The organism is Massilia sp. (assembly GCF_046293535.1).
Lineage (GTDB): Bacteria > Pseudomonadota > Gammaproteobacteria > Burkholderiales > Burkholderiaceae_D > Telluria.
In genome coordinates this window covers 1-20,036 of sequence record NZ_JBKBOV010000062.1, presented here as the reverse complement: position 1 = coordinate 20,036, position 20,036 = coordinate 1, and the positions used below count along the sequence as shown (strand labels likewise).

General features: G+C 64.9%; 22 protein-coding genes and 1 pseudogene. 19 read left to right on the top strand and 4 right to left on the bottom strand.

Annotation, left to right across the window (positions count from 1 at the left end):
• The 4 genes and pseudogenes from ACK4S9_RS21965 to ACK4S9_RS21950 form a co-directional block, all read left to right on the top strand.
• Positions 1-181 (top strand): hypothetical protein (locus ACK4S9_RS21965; protein ID WP_409729872.1); only part of this gene is annotated, 181 nt, incomplete at its 5' end.
• Between the two features lie 145 nt (positions 182-326).
• Complete coding sequence (locus tag ACK4S9_RS21960) at positions 327-563, top strand: helix-turn-helix transcriptional regulator (RefSeq protein ID WP_229413185.1); 237 nt, start codon at positions 327-329, stop codon at positions 561-563.
• Positions 564-833: 270 nt separating this feature from the next.
• Positions 834-1,727: pseudogene (locus tag ACK4S9_RS21955) on the top strand (PA0069 family radical SAM protein); the annotation flags it as partial.
• A 386-nt stretch (positions 1,728-2,113) separates the two neighbouring features.
• Positions 2,114-3,787: a methyl-accepting chemotaxis protein gene (locus tag ACK4S9_RS21950; protein ID WP_409729870.1), complete on the top strand. Its 1,674-nt coding sequence runs from the start codon at positions 2,114-2,116 to the stop codon at positions 3,785-3,787.
• 176 nt (positions 3,788-3,963) lie between these two features.
• On the opposite strand, the gene ACK4S9_RS21945 is transcribed toward ACK4S9_RS21950, so the two are convergent.
• Positions 3,964-4,893: a helix-turn-helix domain-containing protein gene (locus ACK4S9_RS21945; RefSeq protein ID WP_409729868.1), complete on the bottom strand. Its 930-nt coding sequence runs from the start codon at positions 4,891-4,893 to the stop codon at positions 3,964-3,966.
• An 87-nt stretch (positions 4,894-4,980) separates the two neighbouring features.
• Between ACK4S9_RS21945 and ACK4S9_RS21940 the strand changes: the two genes are divergently transcribed.
• Positions 4,981-6,408 carry a cytochrome P450 gene (locus ACK4S9_RS21940; protein WP_409729866.1) on the top strand — a complete coding sequence of 476 codons (1,428 nt, stop codon included), beginning with the start codon at positions 4,981-4,983 and terminating at the stop codon, positions 6,406-6,408.
• Here the strand turns inward: ACK4S9_RS21940 and ACK4S9_RS21935 are convergent.
• Both ACK4S9_RS21935 and ACK4S9_RS21930 read right to left on the bottom strand, forming a co-directional pair.
• Complete coding sequence (locus ACK4S9_RS21935; RefSeq protein WP_409729864.1) at positions 6,405-6,986, bottom strand: gamma-glutamylcyclotransferase; 582 nt, start codon at positions 6,984-6,986, stop codon at positions 6,405-6,407. The genes ACK4S9_RS21940 and ACK4S9_RS21935 overlap by 4 nt on opposite strands.
• Before the next feature lie 43 nt (positions 6,987-7,029).
• Positions 7,030-7,929, bottom strand: a complete 900-nt coding sequence (locus tag ACK4S9_RS21930) for a LysR family transcriptional regulator (protein ID WP_409729862.1) — start codon at positions 7,927-7,929, stop codon at positions 7,030-7,032.
• Between the two features lie 94 nt (positions 7,930-8,023).
• Between ACK4S9_RS21930 and ACK4S9_RS21925 the strand changes: the two genes are divergently transcribed.
• The gene (locus tag ACK4S9_RS21925) at positions 8,024-9,061 is read left to right on the top strand and encodes a fumarylacetoacetate hydrolase family protein (RefSeq protein WP_409729860.1); all 1,038 of its coding nucleotides are present in this window, start codon (positions 8,024-8,026) and stop codon (positions 9,059-9,061) included.
• Complete coding sequence (gene maiA, locus ACK4S9_RS21920) at positions 9,058-9,702, top strand: maleylacetoacetate isomerase (protein ID WP_409729859.1); 645 nt, start codon at positions 9,058-9,060, stop codon at positions 9,700-9,702. The genes ACK4S9_RS21925 and maiA overlap by 4 nt, the downstream gene beginning before the upstream one ends.
• 158 nt (positions 9,703-9,860) lie before the next feature.
• Here maiA and ACK4S9_RS21915 read toward each other — a convergent pair whose 3' ends face one another.
• Positions 9,861-10,307 carry a CBS domain-containing protein gene (locus ACK4S9_RS21915; protein WP_409729857.1) on the bottom strand — a complete coding sequence of 149 codons (447 nt, stop codon included), beginning with the start codon at positions 10,305-10,307 and terminating at the stop codon, positions 9,861-9,863.
• A 145-nt stretch (positions 10,308-10,452) separates the two neighbouring features.
• On the opposite strand from ACK4S9_RS21915, the gene ACK4S9_RS21910 reads away from it, so the two are divergent.
• The 12 genes from ACK4S9_RS21910 to ACK4S9_RS21855 all read left to right on the top strand — a co-directional run bounded on the left by ACK4S9_RS21910 (position 10,453) and on the right by ACK4S9_RS21855 (position 19,888).
• The gene (locus ACK4S9_RS21910) at positions 10,453-11,223 is read left to right on the top strand and encodes a uracil-DNA glycosylase (protein WP_409729855.1); all 771 of its coding nucleotides are present in this window, start codon (positions 10,453-10,455) and stop codon (positions 11,221-11,223) included.
• A 188-nt stretch (positions 11,224-11,411) separates the two neighbouring features.
• Positions 11,412-11,906 carry a Fe-S cluster assembly transcriptional regulator IscR gene (gene iscR / locus ACK4S9_RS21905; protein ID WP_409729853.1) on the top strand — a complete coding sequence of 165 codons (495 nt, stop codon included), beginning with the start codon at positions 11,412-11,414 and terminating at the stop codon, positions 11,904-11,906.
• On the top strand, positions 11,906-13,162 hold the full coding sequence (locus ACK4S9_RS21900; protein ID WP_409729852.1) for an IscS subfamily cysteine desulfurase: 1,257 nt from the start codon (positions 11,906-11,908) through the stop codon (positions 13,160-13,162). The genes iscR and ACK4S9_RS21900 overlap by 1 nt, the downstream gene beginning before the upstream one ends.
• A 24-nt stretch (positions 13,163-13,186) precedes the next feature.
• On the top strand, positions 13,187-13,576 hold the full coding sequence (gene iscU / locus ACK4S9_RS21895; protein WP_409729850.1) for a Fe-S cluster assembly scaffold IscU: 390 nt from the start codon (positions 13,187-13,189) through the stop codon (positions 13,574-13,576).
• Positions 13,577-13,603: 27 nt separating this feature from the next.
• Positions 13,604-13,927: an iron-sulfur cluster assembly protein IscA gene (gene iscA, locus ACK4S9_RS21890; protein WP_027867668.1), complete on the top strand. Its 324-nt coding sequence runs from the start codon at positions 13,604-13,606 to the stop codon at positions 13,925-13,927.
• Positions 13,928-13,929: 2 nt separating this feature from the next.
• Positions 13,930-14,448 (top strand): Fe-S protein assembly co-chaperone HscB, encoded by a 519-nt coding sequence (gene hscB, locus ACK4S9_RS21885; protein ID WP_409729848.1) that lies wholly within the window; start codon positions 13,930-13,932, stop codon positions 14,446-14,448.
• Between the two features lie 192 nt (positions 14,449-14,640).
• On the top strand, positions 14,641-16,530 hold the full coding sequence (gene hscA, locus ACK4S9_RS21880; protein WP_409729846.1) for a Fe-S protein assembly chaperone HscA: 1,890 nt from the start codon (positions 14,641-14,643) through the stop codon (positions 16,528-16,530).
• A gap of 176 nt (positions 16,531-16,706) precedes the next feature.
• A complete protein-coding gene (gene fdx / locus ACK4S9_RS21875) occupies positions 16,707-17,048 on the top strand; it encodes an ISC system 2Fe-2S type ferredoxin (RefSeq protein ID WP_409729844.1) in 342 nt (113 codons plus the stop codon).
• A 12-nt stretch (positions 17,049-17,060) separates the two neighbouring features.
• On the top strand, positions 17,061-17,255 hold the full coding sequence (iscX, locus tag ACK4S9_RS21870; protein WP_409729842.1) for a Fe-S cluster assembly protein IscX: 195 nt from the start codon (positions 17,061-17,063) through the stop codon (positions 17,253-17,255).
• A complete protein-coding gene (locus ACK4S9_RS21865) occupies positions 17,242-18,114 on the top strand; it encodes a class I SAM-dependent methyltransferase (RefSeq protein ID WP_409729840.1) in 873 nt (290 codons plus the stop codon). The genes iscX and ACK4S9_RS21865 overlap by 14 nt, the downstream gene beginning before the upstream one ends.
• 8 nt (positions 18,115-18,122) lie before the next feature.
• Positions 18,123-19,160 (top strand): low-specificity L-threonine aldolase, encoded by a 1,038-nt coding sequence (gene ltaE, locus ACK4S9_RS21860; protein ID WP_409729838.1) that lies wholly within the window; start codon positions 18,123-18,125, stop codon positions 19,158-19,160.
• Positions 19,157-19,888, top strand: a complete 732-nt coding sequence (locus ACK4S9_RS21855; protein ID WP_409729836.1) for an rRNA pseudouridine synthase — start codon at positions 19,157-19,159, stop codon at positions 19,886-19,888. The genes ltaE and ACK4S9_RS21855 overlap by 4 nt, the downstream gene beginning before the upstream one ends.
• The last annotated feature ends 148 nt before the right edge of the window (positions 19,889-20,036 follow it).

Genomic DNA, 20,036 nt, shown 5'->3' with positions numbered 1-20,036 from the left:
GTGCCGCCATCCTCAATCGCTTCACGCGCTTGGGCACGCCCACGACCGTAGCGGTGACCATGCCGTAAATCCGTCTGGGGTTTGGGGTACTACGCGCTCAATTGATTTATGCAACAAAGCCATTGCGGAAACTCGATGGCTGCTGAAGCACCGGACAAAACAATTAAAAAACGCTATTTGAAAAACCAGACAACGATTGGCTAGCACGTCATTTGTGTCGCGGCGCGCAGGACGAAGACGTACGTATCCAAGAAGATAACTATAGTATGAAGACTTGATGATACAGCACAGCGATGATTTCTCCAAACAACGTTTAGGAGAAGTCCTTGGATCCTGGTCTAGCTTTTGGAAAGATGTTGCGTAAGGTCCGTAAGGAAGCATGTCTCACGCAAGAGCAAGTCGCTCATGCAGCCGGCGTCGAACGAATCTACATTGGAATGATTGAGCGTGGCGAGCGGCAACCAACAGTCCGAGTAGTGTTCAAGCTTGCCAATGCTGTGAACAAAAAAGCAAGTGAGCTAATTGTATTAACGGAACAGATAGTTGATCAAAGTGAGGAATGAAGGGCGCAATCGTTTAGTTACATCGTCCTGTAGAGCTGATCCGTCTCCCTACGCAAGAGACAAGAATCTGGATACGAGCGGTTCGGGCGGGCCGTTAACTCGGAATGTTTTTTTAACAACGCTACAACGTTTGTGCTAGCTGTTAGACACAGGCCCACCGATAGAAACGTCTATCGATATGTTCTTAGACGTTTTATAAGTCTTTGATTAAAAAAGGGAATAGTCGATAGGAACAGATTTTGTCTAGCGGAGCGTTCAATGATAAGGTTCGGCTGCATTTACTGCTTCGCCCGGCCGAGCCACAGCTACCTCGGCCTGTCGCCCGGGCTCGACTTCGAAAGCCGCCTGTTCGCCAAGGTGAACGCGGCCGAACTGCTGCGGCGCGAGCTCGCCCGGCCCGGCTACGTGCCCGAACACATCGCCATCGGCGTCAACACCGACGCGTATCAGCCATGCGAGCGCGAACTTCGCCTGACGCGCCAGGTGCTCGAAGTGCTGAGCGAATGCCGGCATCCGGTCGGGCTCATCACCAAGTCCTCCCTCATCGAGCGCGACATCGACCTGATCGCGCCGATGGCCGAGAAAAGCCAGGCCTGCGCCGCGATCACCCTCACCACGCTCGACCCGGCCATCTCACGCACGCTCGAGCCGCGCGCCGCGGCGCCGGCGCGCCGGCTGCGCACCATCCGCACGCTCACCGAGGCCGGCATTCCGGTGAGCGTGAGCGTGGCGCCCATCATTCCTTTCGTCACCGAACCGGAGATCGAACGCATCCTGGAGGCGGCACGCGATGCCGGGGCCATCGGCGCGCACTACACGGTGTTGCGGCTGCCCTGGGAAGTCAATCCGCTGTTCCAGGAGTGGCTGCAGGCCCATTTCCCGGACCGGGCCCAGCGCGTGATGAACCGCATCCGCGACCTGCGCGGCGGCAAGGACTACGACAGCGACTTCAGCAAGCGCATGCAGGGGGAGGGCGTGTGGGCGGACCTGATCCGGCAGCGGTTTTCGAAGACGGTCGACCGGCTGGGCCTGGGAGAGTTCCGTGGGCGCTTCGGCAGGCTGGATGGGGCGCAGTTCCGCAAGCCGCTGGTGGTGCCGCCGCGCCTGTCGCCGGCCTCCGGCAAGGCAAGTGGGAGCGGAGCGGGACAGCTCGACTTGTTCTAGCAGGCCGCCCGGCCGGGTGGATCACTGCTTCGTCTGGGTCTTGCCGTGCACCTCGTTCACCATCATCAACCCGCCGAGCCGTAGAGCTTGTGGTACTCGCCTTCCATCAGGCTGCTCGCGTCTGCGCCGTCGTGCGCTGCATCCCGAACAAACACTCTGGGCGAGCAATTGAGAAATATTTCTGAATCGCGCCTTCTTCAAGCAAGGCCTTGCCGGCGTGCAACTATTGCATTGTTGCAATATGGATATTGCAGTGTAGAACACTACTGAAGCATTATGCGCTATGGGTACGTTGCCAATGCGCCAGGCTTCTGGCGTGTTTGACAACGGGACGCCTTGGCGCAGCAGAGTTGCTGTCAGACAATCAACAAGAATGATCGAATAATATGAATTTAGCGAATCTGCGTGTTCGTACGCTTTTATATGGAGGCTTTGGCACCATCCTGGCAATCCTGCTGGTCCTGCAGACGATTTCCCATGTCAACTTCAAGAATGTCTCTGCCAGCGTGCTCTGGAACAAGCATACCTATAACGTGATCATTGCGGTTGACGCTATCCTGACTAGCCTGGTGAATATCGAGACCGGACAGCGCGGCTTCATCGTCACTGGAAAAGACGAAGCACTCGAGCCGCTCAACAGCGGCATGAGCGCTTTTGCCAAACAACTTCGTACTGCGCGCCAACTGACCTCTGACAACGCCGCCCAACAAGAACGCCTTGCTAGACTCGAAGCTCTGCATCGCCAATGGCTCGCAACTGGTATCACTCCATTGATCGACATGCGCCGCAATGTTACTCAAGGCAACGGCACGATCGAGAATTTAATAGCGTTAGAGTCGGAAGGAAATGGCAAGCGCGACATGGATGCCATGCGCGCCGTGCTGGCCGAGGTCCGCGCGGCCGAAGAAGCTCTGCTCGATCAGCGAGGTAAGGAAATGGCCGACCAGGAAGGCCAGGCGGTCATGATGCTTGCGCTCGGTAGTCTGGTCGCCCTGATCGTGGGCGTCGGCATGACACTCGTAATCACCCGCGTACTGGTCAGGTCCCTTGGCGGGGAGCCCGGCTATGCTGCGTCGATTGCCAACCAGATCGCGGCTGGTGACTTGACTGTCGAGGTTGACGTGAAAGCGGGTGACACGACCAGCTTGCTCTATGCGATGCGCCAGATGCGCGACAGCCTGACGAAAATCGTCAGCGAAGTGCGCGTCGCCACCGAGTCGATTTCCAACGGCTCCAGTGAAATTGCGGCCGGCAACATAAACCTGTCCACACGCACTGAGCAACAGGCAGGGGCCTTGGAAGAAACTGCATCCTCGATGGAAGAACTGACATCCACCGTGCGCCAGAACGCCGAGAACGCCCAACAGGCCAACAGCATGGCGCGCTCAGCTGCCTTGATCGCCGAGAAAGGAGGCGTCGTCGTTTCCGAAGTCGTGAGCACGATGGGAGCGATCGACGAATCGGCGCGCAAGATTGCGGACATCATCGGCGTCATCGATGGGATCGCATTCCAGACAAATATCTTGGCACTGAATGCCGCCGTGGAAGCTGCTCGGGCCGGCGAGCAAGGTCGCGGCTTTGCCGTGGTCGCTTCCGAGGTGCGGAATCTGGCGCACCGTTCAGCTGCTGCGGCCAAGGAAATCAAGGGCCTGATCCAGGACTCGGTTGACAAGGTCGGTTCCGGCAGCATGCTGGTCGACCAGGCCGGCATCACCATGAATGAAGTGGTCGAAAGCGTGCGCCGCGTTACCGACTTGATCTCCGAGATCGCAGCGGCCAGTGACGAACAACGCAGCGGTATCGAGCAAGTGAACGAAGCCATCGTGCAGATGGATGAGGTGACGCAGCAGAACGCCGCCTTGGTTGAGGAAGCCTCGGCCGCGGCAGCGGCGATGCAACAGCAAGCGAGTGATATGGCGCAGCTGGTCAGCATATTCAAGGTAGAGCAGTGGACTGCGACATCGGCCGGGAACACTGCTGCTGCGCATACGGCGCCAATGATGCAAGCTAAGGTGGACACCATTTCGCGCGCCAGGCTTGGCTGCCCCCAAGGCAAGTGAAACCGAATGGAAAATTAGCCGGCCCCGAGCTTCCCGGCGCTGCTGGAGTTGCGCGGACGCTTCGCAAGCCGCTGGTGGCGCCGCCGCGCCTGCCGCCGGCCTCCGGCAAGGGGAGCGGGAGCGGGGCGGGGGAGCTGGATCTGCTCTAGCCGGCTTCAGCCACGCAAGGCCCGTCCTCAGACCCACAGCCGGTAGATCCAGAAGGATTCGTCCTCGATGTAGCGGTCGGCGAATTCGGTCGGCGCAAAACCGCAGATCTGCCGCGTGGTGCGGCTCAGGTGGGCCTGGTCCGAGAAACCCTCCTCCAGCGCCAGCGTGGCCCAGTCGAAGGGCTGGCCGGCTTCAAAGCGTTCGCGGGCGGCGAAGAACAGGCCCTCGGTGCGCACCAGCGACTGCCATTCGCGCAGCGAGCGCCCGCTGAAGGACTTGATGCGGCGCTCGACCTGGCGGCTGCTGTGCGTGTTGCGCCACTGGTGCGCCTGCCAGGCCAGTTGCTGCACCCAGTGGCGTCCCACCTGGCGCAGCGAAGGCCGGTCCCGGTCGCGGCCCTGCGCATGGCGCCAGCGCGGGCCGAGCTGTTCTTCCAGCAGGTGCATGGCGGCCGCGTCGTCCGCGACCTGCAGCAGGTCGTCGAGAAACGGCTGCCAGCCGGCGCCGAGCAGCGTATGCGCCGGCACGAAACGGTCCTGCACCGATGCGAGCTCGATCCCGAACAGCAGCCGCGCCGCGTCCGGCGCGAAGCAGGCCATGTAGCCGCGCCCGCCCGTCGGCGACCAGGTCGTCAACGGCTGGGAATGGCTGCCCGAGATCACCACCCGCGCGCCGAAAGGATGCCAGGCGCCGCGCGCGTCGACCAGTCCGCCGTCCATGCCCTGGTACCACGACAGGGTGACGATCGGCGACGCGGGGAAGTGGGACAGGCGCTGGGCGTCGCTCAGTTGAAGCCGGGAGATGTCGCGGCTGACCAGCGCCAGCAGCGCGCCCTGCAGTGCCGGCGGGGCCAGGTGGAGCCGGTCGCGCGGGTTCTTACCCTCCTTGCATGCGCGCGGGGCGCGCGCCAGCCGGTCGGGGCAGGGAGGCTGGCGGTCGTGACTGTCGGGGGCCATGAGCCAGCAGTATAGGCATGCCGGAATAGCATGTCGATGTCGTTTTCGTTCAAGACGCGCAGGCCGAAGCGGCGAAGAATGCGAGGCATGAATACGCCCGACACTTCCCGCTGCCCCTTCCATGCGGACGGCATGCCGCCCGCTTCCGTCGACGGCGCGCCCGTGCGCCATCCGCCCGGCGCCTGGCCGCCCGGGCCGCCGTCCGGCCTGACCGGCTGGGGCCTGCTGGCGCGCATGGCGCGCGACCTGCCAGGCAGCCTGGCGCGCTGGCGCCAGGCGCATGGCGACGTGGTGCACCTGCGCATGTGGCCGGAACACGAGATCGTGCTGAGCGATCCGGCGCTGGTGCGCGAACTGCTGGTCGCCCAGCATGGGGCCATCGTCCGCTGGGAACGTGCGGTGGACATCTTCGCCTACCTGCAGGGCAACAGCGTCCTGGTGGCCGAAGGCGGCGACTGGACGGCCAAGCGCCAGGCATTGCAGCCGGCTTTCACGCCGAAGTCGGTCAAGGCCTTCGTGCCGACGGTCGCGGCGGCGGCCGAGGCGGCGATGGCGCACTGGCAGCCGGGCACCGCGATGCCGATCGAGAGCGCGCTCACCTCGCTGGCCATGGACGTCATCATGCGCATGATGTTCTCGAGCGAGATCGGCGCCGATGCGCGCGCCATGGAGACGGCGGTGCAGGAGGCGCTGGTGGCGGCCAATGCCGAGATGTTCTGGCCCGTGAGCAGCCCCGACTGGCTGCCATGGAAGCGCCGCAAGCGCCAGGTGCGCGCCCTGCTGACGGCGCTGATCGAGCGCCACGTCCAGGCCCGCCTGGCCCTGGCGCCGGACTGCTGGCCGCAGGACCTCCTGAGCCGCCTGCTGGTGCTGCACCGGCAGGATGCGGCGGCCTGGCCGCTGGCGGCGGTGCGCGACGAATGCATGACGGCCTTCATCGCCGGACACGAGACCAGCGCGGCCAGCCTGGGGTGGTGGGCCTGGTGCATGGCCTCCCATCCGGCCGCGCAGGAAGCGGCGCGGCGCGAGGTCGATGCGGTGCTGGAGGGCGCCCCGCCCGGCGAGGACGCCTTGCCGCGGCTCGGCTACCTGGCCCAGACCCTGAACGAGACGATGCGCCTGTACCCGGCCGCGCCGATCCTGATGAGCCGCCGTTCGACGCGCGCCTTGACGCTGGGCGGCTGGACCTTCCCCGCGCGCACCATGTTCATGATTCCGGTGTTCCTGATGCACAGGGATGCGCGCTGGTTCCCGGAGCCGCAAGCCTTCCGGCCGGAGCGCTTCGGCGCCGGCGCGCCGGCGATTCCGCGCGGCGCCTTCATGCCTTTCGGGACCGGGCCGCGCGTGTGCCTGGGCCAGCACCTGGCGCTGGCGGAGATGACGGTGCTGGCGGCGATGATGCTGCAGCGCTTCGTGTTGTCCGTTCCGGAGGGACAGCCGGAGCCGGAAGCGGTGCTGAACATCTCCCTGAGGCCGAAGACCCCCTTGCTGCTCGGGCTCGCGCGCAGGGCCTAGCTCCGGGACACGGCGTCCAGCAGTTCGCGCAGGTGGGCTTCGATCGCATGCACGTGCGCGTCGTGCCTGCCGAGCGCGCGCAAGGCCCGGGCCAGTTCCAACAGGTACTCGCTGTTCGGGCCGCTCGGGCCGTGCGCCGTCGCGATCTGGCGCGCGATGTCCTGTTCGCTGGCCGGTCCCAGGTAGGCGGCGTTGTCGACGGTGGCGATGTAGACGATGCCCTCGGCCGTGCCGCCGTCCCCGAATGTCATCTCGGTGGCCAGGCGCAGGTAGCCGTTCTTTTCGCGGTGGTCGAGGTGGGCGAATTCCTCCGGCGTGACCAGGTAGGCCATGCCATGGCAGATGGCGCCTTCGTCGGCCACCAGGGTGACGACGCGGCCCGGCGCGCTTTCGGTGCCGCGGTGGTCGTGCGAACCCTGCCAGAAGCGGCGGCTCCAGCCCGCGATGGCGGCGGGGCGGCGTTCGATGAAGGGGAAGTCGGCCTTGAAGATCAGGGAACCGTAGCCGAACAGCCAGACGCTGTCGTGGCTGTCGAAGCGGTCCATCAGGCGGTTGATTTCGATGGTGTTCAGGGACATCGTGGGGACTGCGAAATGCGATACCCCGATTGTAGCGCGGCCGCTAGCCCTCTGCCTGCCGGACGAATTCGTCGAGGAAGTCGATGAAGCTTTCCGCCGCCGGCGACAGCGAGCGCCCCGGGCGGGTGTAGACGAAGAAGCGGCGCGTGAGCACCGGATCTTCCAGCGGGCGCATCACCAGGCCGTAGAGCGTCACCAGCGGCGCCGCGTAGGGCATGCACACCGTCACCCCGAGCCCGGCGGCGGCCATCGCCAGCGCGGTGGTCATGAAGCTCACTTCGTTGGCAGGCTTGAGCGCCGGCGCGTGCAGCGCGGCGTGCATGTCGTCCAGCAGGCGCTCGGTGAACTGGCCCTGCAGCGAGATCAGCGGGTAGCGGGCGACGTCCCGCCAGGCGATGCGCGCCTGCGATTCGAGCGCGTGCCCCTTCGGGAACACCAGCGCGAAGGGCATCTCGAACAGCGGGCGCGCATCCAGCGGCGGGGCCGGCTCGCGCTCCGGGCCGATGCCGAAGTCGGCCGCGCCCGACAGGACCCGGGCGATGACGCTGTCGACGCCGGTGTCGCCCAGGCGCACCTCGATGTCGGGGTAGGCCTTGCGGTAGGCCGCGATCGCCTGCGGCATCAGGGTGCAGGCCAGCAGTTGCGGCGCGGCGATGCGCACGATGCCTTTCTTCAGGCGGGTATGGTCGGCCACATTGGCCAGCGCGCCGTCCAGGTCGTCGATCATCTGGCTGAACAGCGGGTACAACTCCTTGCCGATGTCGGTGAGCAGGGCGCGGCGGGTGCTGCGGTCGACGACCTTGGCGCCCAGCGTCTGCTCCAGCTCCTTGATCAAACCCGAGAGCGCCGATTGCGTCACGTGCATCGCCTGCGCGGCGAGCGTAAAGTTACCCGTCTTGGCCAGGGCCACGAACGCGCGCATCTGGCGCAAGGTCGGATTCATAAGCTTATCTAATAAATCGAGCGAAAAATACTGTTTGAATGATAGTACGTTTTGCTCTCTAATGGCGAAAGCAAAACTCAGCAAAGGAAACGCCATGAAACTCGCCACCCTCAAGACCGGCGGCCGCGACGGCACGCTGGTCGTCGTCAGCCGCGACCTGGTCACCTGCCAGGCCGTCCCGAAGATCGCCCGCACGCTGCAGTGCGCGCTCGACCACTGGGATGACGTGGCGCCCGAACTGAAGAAGGTGTACGAACGCCTGAACGCGGGCACCGCCGACAAGGCCGAGTCCTTCATCGAGGAAGAATGCCATTCGCCGCTGCCGCGCGCCTACCAATGGTGCGACGGTTCGGCCTACATCAACCACGTCGAACTGGTGCGCAAGGCGCGCGGCGCCGAAGTGCCGGAATCCTTCTATGCCGATCCGCTGATGTACCAGGGCGGCTCCGACTCCTTCGTCGGTCCGTGCGACCCGATCGCCGTGCTGTCGGAAGAGTGGGGCGTGGACCTGGAAGCCGAGGTGGCGGTGGTGACGGGCGACGTGCCGATGGGCGCGTCGGTGGAGGAGGCGGCTGGCGCGATCCGCCTGGTGATGCTGGTGAACGACGTCTCGCTGCGCAACCTGATCCCGAACGAGCTGGCCAAGGGCTTCGGCTTCTACCAGTCCAAGCCCGCCAGCGCCTTCTCGCCGGTGGCGGTGACCCCCGACGAGCTGGGCGAGGCCTGGCAGGACAGCAAGCTGCGCCTGCCGCTGATGGTGACGCTCAACGACCAGCCCTTCGGCCGTCCGAACGCCGGCGAGGACATGACCTTCAGCTTCGCCCAGCTGGTGGCGCATGCGGCCAAAACGCGCGAGCTGGGCGCGGGCAGCATCGTCGGCTCGGGCACGGTGTCGAACAAGCAGGGCAGCCTGCACGGTTCCAGCATCGCCAACGGCGGCGTCGGCTACTGCTGCCTGGCCGAGGTGCGCATGTACGAGACGATTGAACAGGGCAAGCCGCAAACGCCCTTCCTGCGCTATGGTGACACCGTGCGCATCGAGATGGTGGACAAGGACGGCGCCAGCATCTTCGGCGCCATCGACCAGGAGGTGGCGCGCTATCACCGGAAGGATGGGAGGAAACCCGCATGAAGCTCTACACCTATTTCCGCAGCTCGGCCGCGTACCGGGTGCGCATCGCCCTGAACCTGAAGGGGCTGGCCTACGAAGCGGTGCCGGTGCACCTGCTGCGCGACGGCGGCCAGCACCTGGCCGACGAATACCTGGGGGTCAACCCGAGCGGCCTGGTGCCGGCCCTGCAGACCGATGACATCGTCCTGAGCCAGTCGATGGCGATCATCGAGTACCTGGAAGAGGTGCACCCGCTGGCGCCGCTGCTGCCGCGCGATGCGCTCGGCCGCGCCCGCGTGCGCGAGCTGGCGCAGATCATCGCCTGCGACATCCACCCGATCTGCAACCTGCGCGTGCTGAAGTACCTGGTCAAGCACCTGGGCCAGTCGGAAGAAGCCAAGACCGACTGGTACCGCCACTGGGTGATCGAAGGCCTGCGCTCGCTGGAATCGCACCTGGCGCGCAATCCCGGCACGGGCAGCTTCTGCCATGGCGACACGCCGACCATGGCCGACTGCTTCCTGGTGCCGCAGGTGTTCAATGCGAAGCGCTTCGACATCGACGTCGATGCCTACCCGACCATCGCGCGCATCAACGCCCTGTGCGTGGATCTGCCGGCGTTCAAGGCGGCGCATCCGGGGCAGCAGCCGGACGCGGAGTGACGGCTTGCGTTGATTGAAAATCAGGCTCCCGCCTGCGCGGGAGCGACGCTTGTGGGGCAGTGGACCGCACAGCGTGATCGCCATTCATACGGTTACCATTTGCACCGTCGTTCCCGCGAAGGCGGGAACCCAATTCCGTTGAGCCGCAATCAGCCAGTTCAATGCCGCGTCTCCGACCGATCCGGCTCCGACGGCGACGAAATCTCATCCAGCGTCCCTTCCGCCGACTCCGCCGACTTGGTCGCGATATCCCCCAGCGACACGATCCCCACCAGCTGCTTCGACTGTTCGTCGATCACCGGCACGCGCCGGATCTGCACGTCGCCCATGGTGTCCAGCACCTCGTCGATGTCCTGGCTGCTGTAGCAGGTGCGCACGTCGGTGCTCATCACGTCGCCGACGAAGCACTGGTCCGGGGACTGACCTGCCGCCACCGCGCGCACGGTGATGTCGCGGTTGGTGAGCATGCCCACCAGCTTGTCGCCGTCGCAGACGGGGATCGCGCCGACGTTGAGGTCGTCCATCATCTGCGCGGCGCGCTGCACGGTTTCCTGCGGGGAGATGGTTTGCACGTCGGGCGTCATCACGTCACGAATCGTTTGCATGTTTCCTCCTGTATTGGTTGGTGGACGAAGGTGAAAATCATGCCTTGAAATGCCAAGGGCGGACGCTAGATTGACCATGGGGATGCGCCCCGCCCGCCAGCTTGCTGGGCTACAATCGCGCCTCCTTGCGCCTTGCCATTTCACCATGTCCAATCATCCAATTCCCGCTCCAATCATCGCCGCCCTCGACCGTGCCGACCGCTCCTGGCGCCCGGTCCTGGAAGCCGGCCTGGAGGCCGTCGCCGCCGCCGACCCGAGCTACCTGCCGGCCCTGGCGGTGGACGACTACCTGCCCACCGAAGGCCGCCTCTTCGCCGCCTTCGCCCAGCCGCTCGATCAAGTGAAGCACGTGCTGGTGGGGGAGGGGCCGTACCCGCGCGCCGAGAGCGCCACGGGGTTTTGCTTCATGGATGGCGCCGTGGGCGAACTGTGGTCGGAGACCGGCCTGTCGAAACCGGTCAACCGCGCCACCTCGCTGCGCAACTTCATGAAGATGCTGCTGGTGGCAAATGGGCAACTTGATGCGGGCGATACCGGCGGCAGCGCCATGGCGCCGGTGGCCCGGGCTGCCCGCACGAACGGTTCGATCCAGACCCTGGCCCAACTGCAGGACAACTTGCTGGAGCACGGCTTCCTGCTGCTGAACGCGGCCCTGGTGTTCCGCAAGCACGTCGCGCCGGCCGTCGATGCGCGCGCCTGGCAGCCGTGCCTGGAGACGGTGCTGGCCGCCCTGGCGAGCCAGCCCAGGCCGCCGACCCTGGTCCTGTGGGGCAAGATCGCCGAGCAGTTGACAAGGCTGCCCGAAGCGGCGCGCCTGCCGCACATCCATGCCGAGCATCCGTACAACCTGTCCTTCATCCAGCACAAGGGGATGCAGGCCTTGTTCGGGCCGATGGAATTGCTGCGTTTGCGATAAGCGCTGGGAGGGAGGGAAGGGCCCCGGCGGTTTTGGGGGCCTCCAAGACAAGCCAGTCAAGATTTGCTATACTTGACTAAATCGATCAACTAATCAGGTTATTCGGCAGGCTCTCTCAACAGAATTGATTGTTGCGCCGCACCGATGAGTTGAAAAGAGGCAATATTTTAACATTAACCGGGGTTGTGATGCGTCTGACCACCAAAGGCCGTTTTGCTGTTACCGCGATGATCGACCTCGCCCTGCGCCAGGGCAATGGTCCAGTCACGCTGTCGGGCATCAGCCAGCGCCAGGCCATTTCGCTGTCCTACCTGGAGCAACTGTTCGGCAAGCTGCGCCGTCACCAGATCGTCGAGTCGATCCGCGGCCCCGGCGGCGGCTACAGCCTCGCCAGGTCCGCCGACAAGGTGACGGTGGCCGACATCATCATCGCGGTCGACGAGCCGCTCGATGCCACCCAGTGTGGCGGCAAGGAAAATTGTCACGGCGCCGATGCTGCTTCCGGCACCCGTTGCATGACCCATGAGCTGTGGACCACGCTGAACGCCAAGATGGTCGACTACCTCGATTCGGTCTCGCTGCAAGACCTGGTCGACCAGCAGAAGCAGAAAGAACAAAACGTCGTGGTGGTGCACCGCACCGCTGCCACCGCTGCACACAACATTGAAACCGGAGTGAACTGATGAACGCGCCTTTGGACAAACAAACCGAGCAGAGCTTCGTGACTGCGCCGCATTTCCCGATCTACATGGACTACTCGGCGACCACTCCGATCGATCCGCGTGTGGCCGACAAGATGATTCCCTACCTGCGCGAGCAGTTCGGCAACCCGGCATCGCGCAGCCACATGTACGGCTGGAGCGCCGAGGCGGCGGTCGAGGAAGCGCGCGGCCACGTGGCCGCCCTGGTCGGCGCCGACCCGCGCGAGATCATCTGGACCTCGGGCGCGACCGAATCGAACAACCTGGCCCTGAAGGGTGCCGCCCACTTCTACAAGACCAAGGGCAAGCACATCATCACGGTCAAGACCGAGCACAAGGCCGTGCTGGACACCGTGCGCGAACTGGAGCGCCAGGGTTTCGAGGCGACTTACCTCGAGCCGCAGGACAACGGCCTGATCACCGTCGCCCAGCTGGAAGCGGCGATCCGTCCGGACACCATCCTGGTCTCGGTCATGCTGGTCAATAACGAGATCGGCGTCATTCAACCGATCGACGAGATCGGCGAACTGTGCCGCTCGAAGGGCATCATCTTCCACTGCGACGCCGCCCAGGCGACCGGCAAGGTCGAGATCGACCTGAATAGAACGAAGTGCGACCTGATGACCTTCACCGCGCACAAGACCTACGGCCCGAAGGGCGTCGGCGCCCTGTACGTGCGCCGCAAGCCGCGCGTGCGCCTGGAAGCGCAGATGCACGGCGGCGGCCACGAGCGCGGCCTGCGTTCGGGCACGCTGCCGACCCACCAGATCGTGGGCATGGGCGAAGCCTTCCGCCTCGCCAAGGAAGAGATGGCGTCGGAACTCGAGCGCGTGAAGGCGCTGCGCGACCGCCTGGCCAAGGGCTTGCTGGAGATCGAAGAGGTCTACATCAACGGCGACATGGACCACCGCGTGCCGCACAACCTGAACGTCTCGTTCAACTACGTCGAGGGCGAGTCCCTGATCATGGCGATCAAGGACATCGCCGTGTCCTCGGGCTCGGCCTGCACCTCGGCTTCGCTGGAGCCGTCCTACGTGCTGCGCGCCCTGGGCCGCAGCGACGAACTGGCGCACAGCTCGATCCGCTTCACCATCGGCCGCTTCACGACCGAGGAAGACATCGACTTCGCCGTCAACTTGCTGAAAGCAAAGGTCGGTAAACTGCGCGAACTGTCGCCGCTGTGGGACATGTTCAAGGAAGGAATTGACCTCAATTCCATTCAATGGGCAGCCCACTAATTTAAGAATTCAAGGAGCATCAAAATGGCATATTCGGACAAAGTACTGGACCACTACGAAAACCCGCGCAACGTCGGTGCCTTCGACAAGGGCGACGACGCGATCGGCACCGGCATGGTCGGCGCGCCTGCCTGCGGCGACGTGATGAAGCTGCAGATCAAGGTCAACGACCAGGGCATGATCGAGGACGCGAAGTTCAAGACCTATGGCTGCGGTTCGGCCATCGCCTCGAGCTCGCTCGTGACCGAGTGGGTCAAGGGCAAGTCGCTGGACGAAGCGCTGTCGATCAAGAACACCCAGATCGCCGAAGAACTGGCGCTGCCGCCGGTGAAGATCCACTGCTCGATCCTGGCCGAGGACGCGATCAAGGCCGCCGTGGCCGACTACAAAGCCAAGCACGCCGAGAAGGCGTAATAGTTTCAACCGACTGGAGTTAGCGCAATGGCAATCACCCTGACTGAAAAAGCCGCGAAGCACGTCAACCGTTACCTCGAACGCCGGGGCAAGGGCATCGGCTTGCGCTTCGGTGTGCGCACGACCGGCTGCTCCGGCCTGGCCTACAAGCTCGAGTACGTCGATGATGCGACCCCGGACGACAATGTCTTCGAGTCGCATGGCGTGAAGGTCTTCGTCGACCCGAAGAGCCTGCCCTACATCGACGGCACCGAACTGGACTTCGCGCGCGAAGGCCTGAACGAAGGCTTCCGCTTCAACAACCCGAACGTCAAGGACAACTGCGGCTGCGGCGAAAGCTTCCGCATTTAAGGATGAAGCAGAACCACTTCGAGCTGTTCCAGCTTCCCGCCAGCTTCGCCGTCGACGGCGAGGCCCTGGACGCGGCCTACCGCGAGGTGCAGGGGCGCGTGCACCCGGACCGCTTCGTGAACGCCACCGATGCCGAGAAGCGCGTCGCGATGCAGTGGGCCACGCGCGCCAACGAAGCCTACCAGACCCTGCGCAACCCGCAAAAGCGCGCGCAGTACCTGTGCGAGCTCAACGGCGTCGACCTGCAGACCGAGTCGAACACGGCCATGCCGGCGAGCTTCCTGATGCAGCAGATGGAATGGCGCGAGGCGCTCGAGGATGCGCGTGCGGCCAAGGATGCCGGCGCGCTCGACGAACTGGATGCGCAGGTGCGCCGCGAGCGCAAGTCGATGCTGGAACAGGTCGGCAGGCAGCTCGACGCCGGCGACTACCACGCGGCCGCGCAGGGCGTGCGCGCGATGATGTTCCTCGATAAATTCGGGGAAGAGGTACAGTACGCGTTCGAAGCTTTGGACGCTTAACGTAATGATGTTCGTAGGGTGGGCGGGTCTCCCGCCCACGCGGTCAAATCACGTATCCTGGCCCGTTCCGTGGCTTGCATCCGTAGGTTGACCGCGTGGGCGTCTGTAATTCCTCGCATTGCTCGTAATTACCCCGCCCACCCTACAGTGACGATCCGTCGTCGAACAAAAAAGAACACAGGTAACACGACCATGGCACTACTCCAAATCGCCGAACCCGGCATGTCCACCGCCCCGCACCAGCATCGCCTGGCGGTCGGCATCGACCTGGGCACCACCAACTCGCTGGTTGCCACCGTGCGCAGCGGCAGCCCGGAAGTGCTGAGCGACGAGGATGGCCGTTCGCTGCTGCCCTCGGTCGTGCGATACCTGCCCAACGGCCATGCCAACATCGGCTACAAGGCGCAGGCGCACCAGACCACCGACCCGAAGAACACGGTCGTCTCGGTCAAGCGCTTCATGGGCCGCGGCCTGAAGGACATCGCCCACGCCGAGAACATGCCGTACGACTTCGTCGATTCCCCCGGCATGGTGCAGATCAACACCGTCGCCGGCGTGAAGAGCCCGGTCGAGACCTCGGCCCAGATCCTGGCCACCTTGCGCCAGCGCGCCGAGGATTCGCTCGGCGACGAGCTGGTCGGCGCCGTCATCACCGTGCCGGCCTACTTCGACGACGCCCAGCGCCAGGCCACCAAGGACGCGGCCCAGCTGGCCGGCATCAACGTGCTGCGCCTGCTGTCGGAACCGACCGCCGCCGCCATCGCCTATGGCCTCGACCACGGCAAGGAAGGCGTCTACGCGGTCTACGACCTGGGCGGCGGCACCTTCGACATCTCGATCCTCAAGCTGTCGAAAGGCGTATTCGAGGTGCTGTCCACCGGCGGCGACTCGGCCCTGGGCGGCGACGACTTCGACCACCGCCTGTTCTGCTGGATCGTCGAACAGGCCAAGCTGGCGCCGCTGTCCGAGCAGGACACCGCCACCCTGATGGTCAAGGCGCGCCAGGCCAAGGAGCTGCTCTCGACCAACGAGGAAACCACGATCGAGGCGATCCTGAAGTCGGGCGAGATCGTGCAGGTGAGCATCACCGCGCACACCTTCGCCGCGATCACCAAGCACCTGGTCGGCAAGACCATCAACGCGATCCGCAAGGCCATGCGCGATGCCGACGTGAGCGTCGAGGACGTGGACGGCGTCGTGATGGTCGGCGGCGCCACCCGCATGCCGCACGTGCGCCGCGCGGTGGGCGAGTTCTTCCACACCATCCCGCACGCGAACATCGATCCGGACAAGGTGGTGGCGCTGGGCGCGGCCGTCCAGGCCAACCTGCTGGCCGGTAACCGCGCCGAGGGCGACGACTGGCTGCTGCTGGACGTCACGCCGCTCTCGCTGGGCATCGAGACCATGGGCGGGCTGGTCGAGAAGATCATTCCGCGCAACTCGACCATCCCGTGCGCTAGAGCCCAGGAATTCACCACCTTCAAGGATGGCCAGACGGCCCTGGCGGTGCACGTGGTGCAGGGGGAACGCGAGCTGGTGTCGGATTGCCGTTCGCTGGCGCGCTTCGAGCTGCGCGGCATTCCGCCGATGGCGGCCGGCGCGGCGCGCATCCGCGTGACCTACCAGGTCGACGCGGACGGCCTGCTGTCGGTGTCGGCGCGCGAGACCCGCTCGGGCGTGGAAGCCACGATCACCGTCAAGCCGTCCTACGGCCTGGGCGACGACGAAGTGGCGCGCATGCTGCAGGATTCCTACACCTCGGCCCAGGGCGACATGCAGATGCGCGCGCTGCGCGAGGAGCAGGTCGAGGCCGAGCGCATCCTGCTGGCGACCCAGTCGGCGCTGGATGCCGATGCCGAGCTATTGAACGCGACCGAGCAGGATGAAGTGGCCAAGCTGGTGCATGGTGTGCGCGATGCGATCCACCGTTCGAACGATGCCTCGCTCGAAGCGGGGCAGCGCCAGGACGGGCTGCATGCGGCGGTGCAGGCGCTGGCCAGGGGCACGGAAGAATTCGCGGCGCGCCGGATGGACAAGAGCGTGCGCAAGGTGCTGGCGGGCAAGTCGCTGGACGAAGTTTAAGAGCTTAGCCGACTACAGGCGCCAATAAATGGCCTATAGCCTAAAGACCGTCATTCCCGCGCAGGCGGGAATCCAAGTTCGTAGCGCAGCGTTAGCGCAAGCATAAATTGGGTTCCCGCCTACGCGGGAACGACGGGCAGGGGCAGTCACATAGAAAAAATTAAAGAGGTAATCAAGTGCCACAAATCGTCATCCTCCCCCACCCAGTCTTCTGCCCCGACGGCGCCGTGCTGGAATCCCCTGCCGGCAAGTCGATCTGCGACGTCCTGCTGGAAAACGACATCGAGATCGAGCACGCCTGCGACCGCGTCTGCGCCTGCACCACTTGCCACGTGATCGTGCGCGAAGGCTTCGACTCGCTGGGCGAGCAGGAAGAGAAAGAAGAAGACATGCTGGACAAGGCCTGGGGCCTGGAGCCGAATTCGCGCCTGTCCTGCCAGGCCATCGTCGCCGACGAAGACCTGGTCGTCGAAATCCCGAAGTACACCATCAACCACGCCGCAGAGAAAAGCCACTGAAAGAGGCCTGCCATGAAGTGGACTGACGTAACGAGCATCGCCGAGGCGCTGCTCGAGAAGTACCCCGACGTCGACCCCGCCACGGTGCGCTTCGTCGACCTGCACAACTGGGTCGTCGAGCTCGAGGGCTTCGCCGATGACCGCACGCGCGGCGGCGAACGGGTACTGGAAGCCATTCAGGCAGCATGGATCGATGAAGCACGCTAAGCACACCAAGCAATCCCCGGCAGCGCTGCCGGAAGAAGTCCGCCCCGGGCAGTCGGTCGAACTGCTGAAGGAACTCCACATCCTGACGCGCGACGGCAAGCTGAACCAGGACAGCCGCCGCAAGCTCAAGCAGGTCTACCACCTCTACAACTTCATCGAGCCGCTGCTGAAGGACGTGCTCGAGGAGAAGCAGGGGCTGTCCCTGGTCGACCATGGCGCCGGCAAGTCCTACCTTGGCTTCATCCTGTACGACCTGTTCTTCAAGGGACTGGGCGAGGGCGCCCACATCTACGGCATCGAGACCCGCGAGGAACTGGTGGCCAGGTCCACCGAACTGGCCGCGCGCCTGGGTTTCACGGGCATGTCCTTCCTGCCGCTGTCGGTGGCGGAATCGACAAGCTCCGACAAGCTGCCGCCCACCATCGACATCGTCACCGCGCTGCACGCCTGTAACACGGCCACCGACGACGCCATCGACTTCGCGCTCAAGAAGCAGGCCAGGCACATGGTGCTGGTGCCTTGCTGCCAGGCCGAGGTGGCCAGCGTGCTGCGCAAGAACAAGGGCAAGGACCTGGGCCGCAGCGCCCTGACCGAGATCTGGCGCCACCCGATCCATACCCGCGAATTCGGCAGCCAGATCACCAACGTGCTGCGCTGCCTGCAGCTGGAAGCGCACGGCTACCAGGTGACCGTGACCGAGCTGGTGGGCTGGGAGCATTCGATGAAGAACGAACTCATCGTGGCCACCTACAAGAACCTGCCGCGCCGGCGGCCGTCCGAACGCCTCCGCGAAGTCATGGCCGAACTGGGGCTCGACGAAATGCAGCAGCGCTTTTACACCCCTGTCACAGCAGACTGAGAACCGAGATGAGCGACACCAACCAGAAGTGGATCGACCTGCGCAGTGACACCGTGACGCAGCCGTCCGAGCCGATGCGCGCCGCGATGGCGGCGGCCGAGGTCGGCGACGACGTGTACGCCGACGACCCGTCGGTCAACCGCCTGCAGGACTACGCCGCCGAGCTGTTCGGCCATGAAGCCGGCCTGTTCGCGCCCTCGGGCACGCAGACCAACCTGATCGCGCTGATGGTCCATTGCGGCCGTGGCGACGAATACCTGGTCGGCCAGGAAGCGCACACATACAAGTACGAAGGCGGCGGCGCCGCGGTGCTGGGCTCGATCCAGCCGCAGCCGATCGCGAACGCGCCGGACGGCTCGATCGCATTGGGCGACATCGAGGCTTACATCAAGCCCGACGACATGCACTTCGCGCGCACCCGCCTGCTGGCGCTGGAGAACACCATCGGCGGCCGCGTGCTGCCGCAAGACTACGTCAAGGCCGCCACCAGCCTCGCGCACAGCCGCGGCCTGGCCACCCACCTCGACGGCGCCCGCATCGCCAACGCGGCCGTCAAGCAGGGCATCAGCCTGCGCGAGGCCGTGCAGGGCTTCGATACCGTCTCGGTCTGCCTGTCGAAAGGCCTGGGCGCGCCGGTCGGTTCCGTGTTGCTGGGCCCGAAGGCCTTCATCGAGCAGGGCAAGCGCTGGCGCAAGATGCTGGGCGGCGGCATGCGCCAGGCCGGCGTGCTGGCGGCGGCCGCGCAGTACGCGCTGGAACACAACGTGCAGCGCCTGGCGGACGACCACGACAATGCCGCCGCGCTGGCGCAGGGCCTGGCCCGGATCGAACAGCTGCAGGTCGGCACCCCGCAGACCAACATCTTCTGGCTCGACATCCCGCAAGCCGCCTGCGAGCCGCTGCGCCAGCATCTGGCGCGCGCCCGGATCCGCGCCTCGATCGGTCCGCGCACCCGCCTGGTGACCCACCTGGACGTCTCGGCGCTCGAGGTGGCCCGCACCGTCGAGGTGTTCCAGGCCTTCTTCGCCGACTGGCGGGAGCAATGATGGAGGACGGCATCCGCCTGGCCAAGCGCGTCGCGGCGCAACTCGGCTGCTCGCGCGCGGAAGCGGAGCGCTACATCGCAAGCGGCGGCATCAGCGTCGACGGCAGCGTCGTCGAGGATCCGGCCAGCCGCGTGCTGCCTTCGCAGGAGGTGCGCGTGCTGCCGGGCGCCTCGGCCGAAGAAGCGCCGCCGGTGACCATCCTGCTGCACAAGCCGGCCGGCTTGAATTCCGGTGTCGGCACGCGCGGCGAACCCGCGCTGGACTGCCTGAGCCCCGAATCCCTGGCGCAGGCCTACGGGCAACCGCGCTTCCTCAAGCGCCACCTGCACAAGCTGACCCTGACGTCGCCGCTGGAAACCGATGCGAGCGGGCTGGTGGTCTATACCCAGGACTTCCGCGTGGTGCGCAAGCTGGTGGACGATGCGGCGAGGGTCGAGCAGGAGTACATCGTCGACGTCGCCGGCCGCATCCGGGAAGGCGGCCTCGCGCTGCTGAACCACGGCCTGGCGTTCAACGGCAAGCCGATCGCGCCGATGAAGGTCAGCTGGCAAAGCGAGCACCGGCTGCGCTTCGCACTGAAGGACGTGCGCCCCGGCCTGATCAACCACATGTGCCGCGAAGTGGGGCTGGACATCGTCGAGATGCGCCGGATTCGCATCGGCCGGGTGCCGATGGCGGGCCTGCAGGCGGGCGAGTGGAGGTATTTGCTCGACTATGAGCGGTTCTGATTTGCGCTGGAAGTCTGCAGGAAAAACTGGGTTCCGGCCTTCGCCCACTGCTGTCCGGGATAATTTCATCTAGCCGGAAATCGTCGTTCCCGCGTAGGCGGGAACCCAATTTTGGGTGAAATATCCTGGCCTGCGATAGCGGCCCGCA